Annotated in this window: 8 protein-coding genes; 4 read left to right on the plus strand and 4 right to left on the minus strand. The window is 61.9% G+C overall.

The annotated features are described in order from the left end of the window. Position 1: 1 nt before the first annotated feature. The 4 genes from FX984_RS19135 to pbpC all read left to right on the plus strand — a co-directional run bounded on the left by FX984_RS19135 (position 2) and on the right by pbpC (position 9964). A complete protein-coding gene (locus tag FX984_RS19135; protein ID WP_017528659.1) occupies positions 2 to 934 on the plus strand; it encodes a phosphatidate cytidylyltransferase in 933 nt (310 codons plus the stop codon). A gap of 653 nt (positions 935 to 1587) precedes the next feature. Further along, positions 1588 to 1788 carry a DUF3077 domain-containing protein gene (locus FX984_RS19140; RefSeq protein ID WP_065937920.1) on the plus strand — a complete coding sequence of 67 codons (201 nt, stop codon included), beginning with the start codon at positions 1588 to 1590 and terminating at the stop codon, positions 1786 to 1788. 93 nt (positions 1789 to 1881) lie between these two features. Continuing rightward, a complete protein-coding gene (locus FX984_RS19145) occupies positions 1882 to 7686 on the plus strand; it encodes an alpha-2-macroglobulin (protein ID WP_146476903.1) in 5805 nt (1934 codons plus the stop codon). After that, positions 7667 to 9964, plus strand: a complete 2298-nt coding sequence (gene pbpC, locus FX984_RS19150; protein ID WP_027608182.1) for a penicillin-binding protein 1C — start codon at positions 7667 to 7669, stop codon at positions 9962 to 9964. Before FX984_RS19145 ends, pbpC begins: the two co-directional genes overlap by 20 nt. Positions 9965 to 9986: 22 nt before the next feature. Here the strand turns inward: pbpC and FX984_RS19155 are convergent, their stop codons facing one another. The 4 genes from FX984_RS19155 to FX984_RS19170 form a co-directional block, all read right to left on the minus strand. Further along, positions 9987 to 11189, minus strand: a complete 1203-nt coding sequence (locus FX984_RS19155) for a Fic family protein (protein WP_223841634.1) — start codon at positions 11187 to 11189, stop codon at positions 9987 to 9989. A gap of 130 nt (positions 11190 to 11319) precedes the next feature. Beyond that, positions 11320 to 11682: an avidin-fold protein gene (locus FX984_RS19160; protein WP_098480676.1), complete on the minus strand. Its 363-nt coding sequence runs from the start codon at positions 11680 to 11682 to the stop codon at positions 11320 to 11322. A 60-nt stretch (positions 11683 to 11742) separates the two neighbouring features. Beyond that, the gene (gene glmS / locus FX984_RS19165; RefSeq protein WP_146476901.1) at positions 11743 to 13575 is read right to left on the minus strand and encodes a glutamine--fructose-6-phosphate transaminase (isomerizing); all 1833 of its coding nucleotides are present in this window, start codon (positions 13573 to 13575) and stop codon (positions 11743 to 11745) included. Positions 13576 to 13585: 10 nt separating this feature from the next. Next, positions 13586 to 14353, minus strand: coding sequence for a DeoR/GlpR family DNA-binding transcription regulator (locus FX984_RS19170; RefSeq protein ID WP_027608178.1), 768 nt, complete (start codon positions 14351 to 14353; stop codon positions 13586 to 13588). Between the last annotated feature and the right edge of the window lie 49 nt (positions 14354 to 14402).

Consider the following 14402-nt stretch of genomic DNA (forward strand, 5'->3'; position numbering starts at 1 on the left):
GATGGATAGCCAAACCCTGATGTTATTCGGCGGCATCGGCGCGATCCTGGTGCTCGCCTCGCTGATCGGCCTCATCCTCAAACTGCGCACCCGTGGCACGCCCAATGCGGTGATCGACAACCTCAACGCCCGCATCAACGCCTGGTGGGTGATGGTGGTGGTCATCGGTATCGCCTTCTGGCTCGGTACCGGTGCGGTGATCCTGCTGTTCTACGCGGTGTCGTTCTATGCCCTGCGCGAATTCCTCACCCTCACGCCGACCCGGCGCAGCGACTACCCGGCCCTGGTGGCCGCGTTCTACCTGGCATTGCCGTTGCAATACCTGCTGATCTACTCGGACTGGTACGGGCTGTTCTCGATCTTTATCCCGGTGTACGTGTTCCTGCTGCTGCCGATCCTGGCCTCCCTCGGCGGCGACAGCACGCACTTCCTGGAACGCGCCTCCAAAGTGCAATGGGGGCTGATGATCGCAGTGTTCTGCGTGTCGTTCGTGCCCGCCCTGCTGACTCTCGACATCCCCGGCTACGAAGGCCGCAACCTGCTGCTGATCGCCTACCTGGTGATCGTGGTGCAACTCTCGGACGTGCTGCAGTACGTGTGCGGCAAGCTGTTCGGCAAACACAAGATCGCGCCCAACCTGTCGCCGTCGAAAACCGTGGAAGGCTTTGTCGGCGGGATTTTGCTGTCATCCCTGATCGGTGCGGCGCTGTGGTGGACCACGCCGTTCAACCCGTGGCAGTCGTTCCTGATCGCCTTGCTGATCAACCTGCTCGGCTTCGCCGGCGGCATCGTGATGTCGGCGATCAAGCGCGACCGGGGGGTGAAGGATTGGGGGCATATGATCGAAGGCCACGGCGGGATGCTGGATCGGCTGGATTCGGTATGTTTTGCGGCGCCGATTTTCTTCCACCTCGTGCGCTACTGGTGGACCTGACCCTCCCCTCTCAAGCCCAATGAAGATCAAACTGTGGGAGGGGGCTTGCCCCAATGCCGATCAGTTAAGAGATAGAACGGGCAAACAGTAACCTGTGGCGAGCGGGCTTGCCCCGCGTTGGGCTGCGCAGCAGCCCCAATAAGAGCGCTGCAGTGTGCCAGGCAGGTCCGGGGCTGTGTTTTGGGGCTGCTGCGCAGCCCAACGCGGGGCAAGCCCGCTCACCACAGTTACAGTGTTCCTCCTTAACTGACTGGCATTAGGGCAAGCCCCCTCCCACATTGGTTTCTGGTGTTTTCGAGGCTTAAGCAAAGTCTGAAAGCGCTGCTCCTACCTCTCGCTTCCCTTTCTTTCGCAGGACATTTCCGAGAGAATCCCAGCCGCTTGTGCCCTGCCTTTTCGGTGGCTAGTCTGCGTTCGTCACTGCCAATTCAGTGACCGGGTTTAGTCGCTCGGGAAAGATTTACATTGGGCGCACAAGCGCCATCTCAAGCATGGCGTTTTTTTCTGCCAACGCTTTATGGTGGCTGTGCGCAGGGCACCTTCGGGTGCGCCGGGTTCCCAATGTTCCGGTCGACTAACCTGCGTACAGCTGCCACCCCATCGTTTAGTCGCGACTCGTGGCAGCTCCAATTCCCTACATTGGAGTTACCGCAATGAGCAAAGTAAAACCCGGTCCGCCCCATCCCTTTTTCATCCCCCACCCCGAAATCAGCTTCGAAGACGCACTGGTCTACGCCTCAGACCTGCTCCACTGTGCCGAACAGTTGCGCGACTCGCCCAAAGCCGCCGGACACCTCATGGAAATGGCCAAAGTGATGGTAGACCGCTCGCTAGAATGCATGGGCCCCCGCTGACTCGGTAAACATCCCCGCCGTGCGGCGTATCGGCGTCATCTTTTGTATCAAAGACCCTGTAAGATACGCCGCACTTAGCCAGGGATGCTCACCATGTTCGATTCGCTCAAAGCCATCAGCCGTCGTGTTGTCGGTGTGTTTCTGACTGTGGTGGGGGCCGTTTTCGGCCAATGGCATCCGCCGCTGTGGCTGCGCGCCATCGGCCGTGGCCTGGCGAACCTGGGTAACAAAGCCCGCGCTTATCCGCGCCAGGCCGGTGCCGGCATATTGGGCCTGGTGCTGCTGGCGGCCGCTGGCTTCTATGGCTGGCACTGGTACTCCAACCTGCCGCAACCCCACACCGTGGGCTATTCGCTGCACAAACCCAACCTGACGGACTACACCCAGCAACCGCCGGTTGTGGATAACTTGCAAGTGCGTTTTGCCGAATCGGTGGCCCCGCTGGCCGCCATTGGCAAGCCGGTCACCGAAGGCATCACCCTCAAACCCAATGTGGCCGGGAGCTGGCGTTGGTCCGATGACCGCACGCTGCTGTTCGTGCCGGAGAAAGACTGGCCTATCGAAGCGGGTTACACCCTTGATCTGGCCAGGAAAGGTTTGCTGGCCGATGGCGTACTGCTCAGCCAGTACAGCAGCCAGTTCTCCACCCAGCCGTTCCGCGCCACCCTGGCACACAACGAGTTGTATCAAGACCCGTCGAACCCGACGCTGAAACAACTGGTGGCGACCTTCCATTTTTCCCACCCGGTCGATGAAGACAGCCTGCGCAAGCGCGTTTCGGTCACTCTCGGCAAAGGCCTGGCCTACCGCGACGCCCAGTTGCCCAACCGCCCGGACATCAGCTTCGACGAGACTAGGCTGAACGCCTACGTGCGCTCCGCCGCCCTGGCCACACCGCTGGAAAGCACGCCGGTCAGCGCCAAGCTGGATGAAGGCATCAAGGCCCGCGACGGCGGCAACGCCAGCACCGCGCCGCTGGTCGCGGAAGTCACCGTGCCCGGCCGCTATCGCCTGACCTTTACCGGCGCCGAAGTGAGCTTTGTGGATAACGAACGCGGCGAGCCTGAGCCGGTGCTGATGTTCAGCAGCTCCAGTGCCGTGGCCGATGACACCATTGCCGGTAAGGTCCAGGCCTGGCTGTTGCCGGAAAAAGCCCAGGACGACACCCGTCCCTATAACAGCAACGACATCGACGATGCCCTGCTGGCCCGCAGTACCAAGGTCACGCTGACCCACGTGCCCAGCGTCGAACCGCTGAACACCCTGCACGCCTTCAAGTTCAAGGCCCCGGCCGGCCGTGCGCTGTATGTGCGCGTGCCCGCCAACCTGGAAGCCATCGGTGGCTACCTGGCGAAAAACCCGACAGCCTCGCTGATCAGCATGCCGGCTTATCCGCGCACCTTGCAGTTCCTCTCCGACGGCGCGTTGCTCAGCCTCAATGGCGAAAAACGCCTGGGTTTCATGGCCCGTGGTGTACCTGGCGCCCATGTGGAAATCGCGCGCTTGCTGCCCAACCAATTGCAGCACCTGGTGGACCAGAGCAGCGGCAGCTTTGCCCGGCCCAATTTCGGCAACGAGTATTTCGACCGCATGGTTGAACGCCAGTCCCTGGATATTGCACTGTCGTCCTCGGACCCGGCGAAAACCGTGTATGACAACGTCGATCTGAGCCACTACCTCACCGCCAACGGAGGCCGTCGCGGCATTTTCGTGCTCAAGCTCAGCCCTCAGGATGAGCCGGCGGAGCGCACGTTCGACTATTCGCGCAGCACCACCTCTGACCTGCGCTTTATCGTGGTCACCGACCTCGGCATCATCGCCAAGCGCTCCAGCGATGGCAGCCATGACGTGTATGTGCAGTCCATCGGCAACGGTTCGCCGGTGTCCGACGCCCAGGTCGACATCATTGGCCGCAACGGTCTGCCGGTAAGCAGCGGCCACACCGACGGTGAAGGCCACGTGCATTTCGCCAAGCTGGATGAACTGCGCCGTGAGAAAACGCCGCTGATGTATGTGGTCACCCGCGGCAATGACCAGTCGTTCCTGCCGATCGCCCGTCAATCCCAGCAGCTGGATTTGTCGCGCTTCGACGTAGGCGGTTTGGAAGAAGACGGCGCGATTGATCGCCTCAGTGCCTACCTGTTCACCGACCGTGGCCTCTACCGCCCTGGCGAGACCGCGCACCTGGGCATGATCGTGCGCAGCGGCAACTGGAAAGGTGCCCTGCAAGGCCTGCCCGTGGAGCTGCAGATCACCGACCCGCGCGGCCTGGAAGTGATTCGCCAGCCGCTGAAGCTGTCTGCCAGCGGTTTTGAAACCTTTGATTTCCCCAGCAGCGAAGTCGCCCCCGCCGGTGACTACACCGCGACCTTGCAGTTGATTGGCCAGAAACAGACCCGCACCGACCTCGGCAGTGTCAGCTTCAAGGTCCGCGATTTCGAACCGGACCGCATGAAGGTCAGCCTGAGCCTGCACGACACCCCGGTACAGGGCTGGATTCCACCGGACCAGGTTATGGCCAAGGTCACCGCGATGCACCTGTTCGGCGCCCCGGCGGCCGGCCGTCGCGTCACCGCGAAGATGTCCCTGAGCCCGACGCTCGCGGCATTCGAGCGTTACCCCGACTACCGTTTCCGCCTCAACGATTCCCTGGAAGAGGCCAGCACCGAAGACCTGGCCGAAACCACCGTCGACGACAACGGCCAGGCCGTACTCGACCTCAACCTGCAACGCTTCGCCAACAGCACCTATCGCTTGCAAGTGATGACCCAGGTGTTCGAGGCCGAAGGGGGCCGTAACGTGGCGGCGCAAAGTGCCTTGCTGGTGTCGTCCGCGCCCTACCTTGTGGGTGTGAAAAGTCAGGACTCGCTGTCGTACGTCGCCAAGGACGCCCCGCGCCAGGTGCACTGGCTGGCCGTCGCGCCAGACCTCACCCCGCTGGCGGTGGATGGCCTGACCAGCGAAGTGGTCGAGCACCGCTACGTGTCGGTACTGGTGAAACAGTCCAACGGCACCTACAAGTACGAGTCGCGTATCAAGAACATCAGCCAACCGGCCTCGCCGCTGGTGATGACCAAGGACGGCGCCAGGCAGGCCCTGAACACCGCCACCCCAGGGGATTTCACCCTGCAAGTGAAGGACGCCAACGGCAACCTGCTCAACCAGATCGACTACAGCGTGGCCGGACGCGGGAATACCTCGCGCTCCCTGGAACGCAACGCCGAGCTGCAACTGCGCCTGGATAAACGCAGCTACGCCACCGGCGATGAGATCGCGATCAGCATCCGCGCGCCTTACACCGGTGCGGGCCTGATCACCATCGAGCGGGACAAGGTCTACGTCCAGCAGTGGTTCAAGGCCGACAGTACCAACAGCGTGCAACATATCCGCGTGCCTGCGGGGCTTGAGGGCAATGCCTACGTCAACGTGCAGTTTGTGCGCGACATCGGCTCGTCCGAGGTCTACATGAGCCCGCTGTCCTACGGGGTGGTGCCGTTCAGCATCAACCTCGATGCGCGGCGCATGGCGTTGAAGGTCGAGGGCCCGGCGAAAATCGAACCGGGGCAGACGCTGGACATCAAGGTCAACGCCGACCGCCCCGGCCGTGCTGTGGTGTATGCAGTGGACGAAGGCATCTTGCAGGTAGCGCGCTACCAGACGCCGGACCCGCTGGGCTTCTTCTTCCAGAAACGTGCGCTGGAAGTCGGCACCAGTCAGATCCTTGACCTGATCCTGCCGGAATTCAGCCGCCTGCTCAGTGGGGCGGCGCCCGGTGGCGATACGGAAGGCGCCCTGGCCAATCACCTCAACCCGTTCAAGCGTAAACACCAGCCGCCAGTGGCCTGGTGGTCCGGGCTGGTGGACTTGCCCGCCGGTGAAACCGTGCTGCATTACCAGGTGCCGGACAGCTTCAACGGCAAGCTGCACCTGTTCGCGGTGGCTGTGGACGCCGACAGCGTGGGCGTCAGCGAGGCCAATACCGAGGTCCGTGGCCCGATCGTCATCACGCCGAACGTGCCAGCCTTCGTGGCGCCGGGTGATGTGTTCAACGTCAGCGCCGGAGTATTCAGCAACCTCGAGGCGGCAGCGGACGTGAAGTTTGAAGTGCAGACCAGCGCCGGCCTGGTGGTGCAGGGCGACAAAGCCAGCACCTTGTCCCTGCAACCGCGCAAAGAGGGCACCGCCGAGTTCAAGATCAAGGTCGGCGAAACCCTCGGTTCGGCGGATTTGCGCTTTGTCGCCGTGTTGCCGGATGGCAAGCGGATCCAGGTGGCGGAAACCACCTCGATCCGTCCCCTGAGCGAGCATCGCGTAGCCCTGAGCCTGGGCCGTTTCGACAGCGCCAGCAAAGAGCTCAAGCCCACCCGTGAACTGTTCAGCCAGTTGCGCGACGTACAACTGGGTGTGGCCGCCTCGCCGCTGGTATGGGCCAACGGCCTCAAGCATTACCTGGATGACTACGGTTATGCCTGCACCGAACAACTGGTGTCCAAGGCTATGCCGGCGTTGATCTGGGGCGGCACCGCACCCGAGGCAGAACAGGCCTTCAGCAGCGCGGTGCGCATGTTGCGTCAGCGCCAGAACCAGGCCGGTGGTTTCGGTTTGTGGGCCGCCAACCCGGATGTGGCGCCCTACGCCAGCCTGTACGCCACCGATTTCCTGATCGAAGCCAAGGAGCGCGGGCTACCGGTGCCGGAAGACCTGCTGGTGCGCGCCAACAGCTATCTGACGGACCTGGCCAACGGCCCGAGCGAAGGCCTGTCTGAATTGCGCAACCGCGCCTACGCCAGTTACCTGTTGAGTCGTCAGGGGATTCTGGTGAGCGGCGCCTTGAGCGATATCCGCGAGCGTTACGAGAGCTACTTCAAGGACAGCTGGCAGAACGACCTGGGCGCCGCCTACCTGGCGGCCAGCTACAAACTGCTCAAGCAGGATCGCCAGGCCGACACCTTGTTCCGCAAGATCCCTTGGCATTCGCTTGTGGATAAGTGGGACAGCGACGGCCTGTATTACGACCCGCTGGTCCACGATGCCGAGCACCTGCATCTGCTCGCTCGCCATTTCCCCGAGTTGCTGGACGATGTTCCTACCGCCCTGCTGGATAAACTCGGCAAGCGCCTCAACGAACAGCGCTACAACTCGCTGTCGGCGGCGCTGTTACTGCGTGCCTTGGACAACTACGGCCAGCGCGCGCAAAGCGATATGACCCTCAAGGCCACTGCCTGGCTGGGCGACAAGCAGCAACAACTGCTGGAAATGGCCGGCCAGCCACCGCGCGCGGCGGTACCGGGCGCCACGCAAAAACTGCTGATGGAAAAATCCGACGGCCCGGCGGCGTTCTACATGCTCAGCGAAGCCGGTTTCGACAAGGGTGCCAAGCTCAAGCCGATCAACAACGGGCTGGAGATCATCCACGAATACCTCGACCTCAAAGGCGACCCAGTGAGCACAGTGGCGGTGGGCGATGAGTTCCTGGTGCGCTTGCGCCTGCGTGCCACCGACCGTGACCAAGTGCAGCAAGTGGCGGTGGTCGACCTGCTGCCCGGTGGCGTCGAGCCTGTGTATAACTTGCCGCCGGAGCCGGAAGCCGCCAGCAGCGAGGAAAGTGAAGGCGAAGCGTCCGAATACGTAGAAGAAAGCGAACAAGAAGCCGATGCCTGGCAAGCGCCCATCGGCGAAACCGAGCTGAGCAACTGGCAGCCGGACTACGTGGATGTGCGTGATGATCGGGTGGTGTTGTACGGCACGGCACTGCGCGACGTAGGCACCTTCGTCTATCGCGTGCGCGCCACCAACGCCGGCACGTTCAATACGCCACCGGCCTACGCCGAAGGCATGTACGAACCCACCCTGCAAGGGCGCGGCAAAGTAGGCCAGCTTGAAATTACCAAGCCTTAAACACCTGGCGCCGCTGCTGGCAGCGGCGCTGGTGCTGGCGGGGCTGCGGCTATGGCCCCACGCTCCGCTGGAACAGGCTGTGACGTCGTCACGGGTGGTGCTGGCCGATGACGGTTCGCTGCTGCGCATGACCCTGGCGGATGACGGCCAATACCGCTTATGGCTGCCGCTGGAGCGCATCTCGCCGTCACTGGTGGAGGCCTTGCTGCTCAAGGAAGACCGCAATTTCCATTGGCACCCGGGGATCAATCCCCCGGCGTTGCTGCGCGCGGCCCTGGCCACCTACAGCGGCGGCCAACGCCAGGGCGGCTCGACCTTGAGCATGCAATTGGCGCGGCGCCTGTGGGATCTCAACACCCGCCAGGTACCCGGCAAATTGCAGCAGATGGCCTTGGCCCTGTGGCTGGAGGCGCGCTACAGCAAGCACGACATTCTTGAGGCGTACCTGAACCTGGCGCCCATGGGCGGCAATATCGAAGGCGCCGAAGCGGCCAGTCGCATCTACTTCGGCAAGGCAGCGGCGCAGTTGTCGTTGTCCGAAGCCTTGGCGCTGGCGGTGATTCCCCAGCAGCCGGGGCGGCGCGCACGCTTCGGGCCGTCACTGCAAAACGCGCGACTGCGCTTGATGAATGACTGGCGCGAAACATATCCACAAGACCCGCGTAACGCCAGTTTGCTCGAGCTGCCCCTGGAAGCCCGCAATCGCCAGCAGATCCCCTTCCTGGCGCCGCATCTGAGCGAGCAGCTGTTGGCATCCCAGCCCGGCAACGAACTCAACAGCACCCTCAACCTGCCCTTGCAGCAACTGCTCGAACGCCTGATCAGCGGCTTTATCGCCGAGCGGCGCAGCACCGGTGTGGAAAATGCCACGGCCATCCTGATCGACAGCCGCGACCAGAGCGTCAAGGCGCTGGTGGGCTCGGCGGATTACTTATCCACAGGCATCCACGGCCAGGTCAACGGCGTGTTATCACGCCGCTCGCCGGGGTCGACCCTCAAGCCGTTTCTCTACGGGCTGGCGCTGGATCAAGGGGTGATCCACCCCATGAGTATCCTCAAGGATTTGCCCAGTAACTTCGGCTACTTCCAGCCGGAAAATTTCGACGGCAGTTTTGTCGGGCCGCTGACCGCACGGGATGCATTGATCCGTAGCCGGAATATCCCGGCGGTGTGGCTGGCCAGCCAGGTGAAGTCGCCGTCGTTGTATGGGTTGCTGCAACGCGCCGGGGTCAAGGGCCTGCGCGGTGAAAGCCATTACGGCTTGGCCCTGGCCCTCGGTGGCGGTGAGATGACCCCCGAGGAACTGGCGAGGCTGTACGTGATGCTGGCGGGCGACGGCCATCTGCGGCCGTTGCGCTATCTGCAGGAGCAGCCCCAGGCTACCGGCCCGCAGCTCCTCACCCCGCAGGCGGCCTTTATGGTGCGTGACATGCTGCGCCGTAACCCACGCCCGGATGGCCTGCCCGCGCGGCACTGGCGCACCGCCTGGAAAACCGGCACGTCCTGGGGGTTCCATGATGCGTGGAGCGCAGGCCTGGTCGGCCCCTACGTGCTGGTGGTGTGGGTGGGCAACTTCGATGGTCGCCCCAACCCGGCGTTTATCGGTGCCAAGACCGCCGCGCCGCTGTTCTTCCGTATCGCCGACGCCCTGCCCCTGGCCTTGCCCAACGTCGTGATCAAGGCCGACAAACCACCCGCCGGCCTGGTGCGCATCGACGTCTGCGCCGCCTCGGGCGAATTGCCCAACCGCTGGTGCCCGCAAACCCGCAAGACCTGGTACATCCCCGGCGTGTCACCGATTCGCGTGTCCAACCTGCACCGCCCGGTACTGATCGACACCCGTACCGGCAAGGCCGCATGCCCGCCGTTCGAGGCGCAATACACCCGCGAGGAAGTCTTCGAATTCTGGCCCAGCGACATACAACGCCTGTACCGCGCCGCCGGCCTGCCCCGCCGCACGCCACCCAACGTGATGAAAAACTGCCAGCCCAACCGCATCAGCGACCAGAGCGAAGCCCCGCAGATTCGCTCGCCGCTGACTCAAGTGAGCTATCAGTTGCGCCTGTCCCAACCCCAGGAAAGCATCCCGCTGAACGCGAATGCGGCCAGCGATGCGGCGACGCTGTACTGGTTTGCTGATCAAACCTTGATCGGCCAGGGCCCGCCGCAAGCCACATTGAACTGGCGGCCGGTTAAGTCGGGGGAGTATCGGCTGCGGGTCAGTGATGATCAGGGGCGCAGTGCGAGTCGGGGGTTGAGGGTGGAGTTTGTGCCGTGATAAGCCGCCTCTGACCCCTGGCTCAGTAAAAGCGCCGATGAAGATCAGGGAATATCATCTGCGCGAACCATACGGGTAGGCCGGGAAAAATCGAGCGTGACTTGGCAGACGGCGCTTCAACTACGCCCAAATCAATTAACTTTTTAAGCTGATCACTTGCTACGCGATCATGCAGCCCAGAAAAGATTTTGAAGTCCGCTCGGGCAATCTCACCTTGAGTTAGCAGGATATGGATGGCCTTGGCCATTTCCGGCTTCACTCCAGCCCCAATGAATCGCTCCTCAAGCCCAATCACTCTCTCAAGCCGCTGACGCAGACTTACCAGGCCCATCGCTTGTTCTACATACTCCATCTGATCAATGCAGACTTGCAGCATGAACTCTACAAATTCGAACAACCCACTTTGAGTCAGCTGACCACGACCGTCGAGATCAGCGCGACGCGGCTGGTCCGCTGCACGCAAGCGTCCATAGTACTCATCCTGTTTTCGTGCCAGCCCCCGAGAAAGTGACCAAAGTGGGGACGCTAGCCCAAGGCGCATCAACTGCAAGTGCGTAATCATGCGCACGACTCGGCCATTGCCATCTTCAAATGGGTGAATAAACGCAAGACGATGGTGATAAGCAAGAGCGCTGAGAATTCGCGACGTCAGATCAGGTTGCCCCCCATATACCTGTTGAAGGCGGGTGAGCATGGGGGCGACGGATTCCCAGGCAGGCCCTGCATGATCACCCACCAAGACATTGCGTTGTGCACTATCACGCAATTGACCCGGCACCATTAAGCGCCCATCACTCAGCCGCAAGTCGTCGTCGCTGGCACCTGTAAAAAGGCGGCGATGAATGACAGAAATGAATTCAGGGGCAAAGAACACGCTCCAAGGCGCGTCAATTGATTTCGGCCGACGTACTGTTCGCTCCAGTAACGCCTGAACGCCGATGTGACTTTCGGCCAGCTCACGCAGTTCTTTGGAGTCGCGCCTGGGTACTCGTGTAGATAACGTAGCAGGCTCGGTGAATTGGCCTTCAATCAGGTTGCTGTAGTAACTATTGGTGATCCGCATCAGGCCGCCGATGCGAATAGCGGTGTTTTCGGGGAGCAAACCCGTGAGTTTTCCGGCACGAAACGATAGCGTCTCTGCCGTACGTAAAATCGACGCAGGAAAACCTGGCGATGGCCAGACAGGTTCCAACCAGTGATTACCGGACATGAACTTCTGCGTCATTTTTCTCACCATTTTCCGATTTTTTTTCGAATCTGTTTTCCTTTAAGGTCCAATAATAACGGGATAAATCCAAGATTTTATACAACTATCTGCTAAACATTTTTCTGATTTTTTTCTGATTCTTTTTGGCCTATGCAACCAGCTCCACGTAGTTCGACTCCCCGCCTCCCGTCGCCCCCGACAACCAACCCCACACGAAACTCAGCGTGGTACGCCCGGCAGCATCGACACCGATGATGCCCCGCGACCAGCCGGCCAGCAGCTCACCTTCCAGTGTCAGGCACTGATACAGCAGCTCGATAACGTCTGGGCCTGTGACGCGGCCGACCTGCGTACCCAGGCGGATGCGACCGCCTTGGTAGGTACTGGAAATGGCATCTCCCTCAACAAGGTAATGAAACACCGTTCCCGCGCCGGATAGCCCGTGGGTGTTATTGGCGACGGTGAATCGGCGGTTGTGCAAACGCTCGTGGATTTGTGAGGGGGTGTTCATCGAAGGCGCGTCCTTTCGCGGGTACCTGGAGACCCGGGCGGGCCTCCAGGGTGGAGCGGGTTACTCCACCGTCACCGACTTCGCCAGGTTGCGCGGCTGGTCGACGTCGGTGCCTTTGAGCACGGCGACGTAGTACGACAGCAGTTGCAGCGGGATGGTGTAGAGGATCGGCGACAGGGTGTCGTGGATGTGCGGCATGTTGATGACGTGGGTGCCTTCGCCGTTGGTCATGCCGGCTTTTTCGTCGGCGAACACGATCAGTTGGCCGCCACGGGCGCGGACTTCCTGCAGGTTGGACTTGAGCTTCTCCAGCAGTTCGTTGTTCGGCGCGACGGTGACCACCGGCATGTCGTCGTCCACCAGGGCCAACGGGCCGTGCTTGAGCTCACCGGCCGGGTAGGCTTCGGCGTGGATGTACGAAATTTCCTTGAGCTTCAGGGAGCCTTCCATCGCCACCGGGTACTGCGCGCCACGGCCGAGGAACAGGGTGTGGTTCTTGTCGGCGAACAGCTCGGCGACTTTTTCCACGGTGCTGTCCATGGCCAAGGCTTCGCCCAGGCGGGTCGGCAGGCGGCGCAGTTCTTCCACCAGAGTGGCTTCGACGCCGGCAGCCAAGGTGCCGCGAACATGGCCCAGGGACAGGGTCAGCAGCAACAGGCCGACCAACTGGGTGGTGAAGGCTTTGGTGGAGGCCACGCCGATTTCGCGACCGGCCTGGGTCAGCAGGGTCAGGTCGGACTCACGCACCAGGGAGCTGATGCTGACGTTGCAGATCGCCAGGCTGGCGAGGAAGCCCAGCTCTTTGGCATTGCGCAGCGCGGCCAGGGTGTCGGCGGTTTCGCCGGACTGGGAAATGGTCACGAACAGCGTGTCGGGCTGCACCACCACCTTGCGGTAGCGGAACTCACTGGCGACTTCGACCTGGCACGGGATGCCGGCCAGTTCTTCCAGCCAGTAACGAGCAACCATACCGGCGTGGTAGCTGGTGCCACAGGCCACGATCTGCACATTGCGCACTTTGGCGAACAGCTCGGCGGCTTGCGGGCCGAAGGCGTTGACCAGCACTTGCTTGTCACCAAGGCGGCCTTCCAGGGTGCGCTGCACCACGGCCGGTTGTTCGTGGATTTCCTTGAGCATGAAGTGGCGGAACTCGCCTTTGTCGGCAGCCTCGGCACCGTCGCGGTATTGCACGGCTTCGCGTTCGACGGAATTACCGTTCACGTCCCAGATCGCCACGCTTTCACGGCGAATGTCAGCAATATCGCCCTCCTCCAGGTACATGAAGCGGTCGGTCACCTGGCGCAGGGCCAGTTGGTCGGAGGCGAGGAAGTTCTCGCCCAGGCCCAGGCCGATCACCAGCGGGCTGCCACTGCGGGCGGCGACCACGCGGTCAGGTTGGCTGGCGCTGACCACGGCCAGACCATAGGCGCCGTGCAGCTCCTTGACCGTGGCCTTGAGGGCGGCGGTCAGGTCACTGTGGTCCTTGAGCTTGTGGTTGAGCAGGTGGGCGATGACTTCGGTGTCGGTATCCGAGGTGAACACGTAGCCCATGCTCTTGAGCTGTTCGCGCAGCACTTCGTGGTTTTCGATGATGCCGTTGTGCACCACGGCCAAGTCACCGGAGAAGTGCGGGTGGGCGTTGCGCTCGCGCGGTGCGCCGTGGGTGGCCCAGCGGGTGTGGGCAATCCCCAGGCGACCCACCAGCGGCTCGCCGGCCAACGCCTGCTCCAACTCGCTGACCTTGCCTGGGCGGCGCATGCGCTCAAGCTTGCCGGCGTTGGTGAAGACGGCCACACCCGCGCTGTCGTAGCCCCGGTATTCCAGGCGCTTGAGACCTTCGAGCAGGATGGCAGTAACGTTACGTTCGGCGACTGCGCCAACAATTCCACACATGGTGCTTCTCCTAGATGATTGCCGCGCATATCAGCGTAATGCCGCGGGCTTGGATCTGGTCGCGGGCCTCAAGCGGCAGGCGATCATCGGTAATAAGGGTATGGACGCTGCTCCAGGGCAGTTCCAGGTTGGGAATCTTGCGGCCGATCTTGTCGGATTCGACCATCACCACCACTTCACGGGCGACCTCGGCCATCACACGGCTCAAGCCCAGTAATTCGTTGAAGGTGGTGGTGCCACGTTGCAGATCGATGCCGTCGGCGCCGATGAACAGTTGATCAAAGTCGTAGGAACGCAACACCTGCTCGGCGACCTGGCCCTGGAACGAGTCCGAATGCGGGTCCCAGGTGCCGCCGGTCATCAACAGCACCGGTTCGTGCTCCAGTTCGCTCAAGGCGCTGGCCACGTGCAGGGAGTTGGTCATGACCACCAGGCCGGGCTGGTGGCCCAGTTCCGGGATCATGGCGGCGGTAGTGCTGCCGCTGTCGATGATGATGCGGGCGTGTTCACGCAAACGCATCACCGCAGCACGGGCGATCGCACGTTTGTAGGCCGAGACCGGTTGGGCGGGGTCGCCCACCAGTTCCTGAGGCATGGTGATCGCGCCACCGTAGCGACGCAGCAACAGGCCGTTACTTTCGAGCGCGGCCAAGTCCTTGCGGATAGTGACTTCCGAGGTTTCGAAACGCTTGGCCAGTTCGTCCACGCTGACTTCGCCCTGTTCGTTGAGCAAGGTCAGGATGTTGTGGCGTCGTTGGGGTGTATTTCGTTTCGACATGGTAATTATAAGTTTCGTTTCGAAAGATAACGAAGGCAATCAAAACCTA

The sequence above is a fragment of the Pseudomonas marginalis genome (assembly GCF_008692035.1).
GTDB lineage: Bacteria > Pseudomonadota > Gammaproteobacteria > Pseudomonadales > Pseudomonadaceae > Aquipseudomonas > Aquipseudomonas marginalis.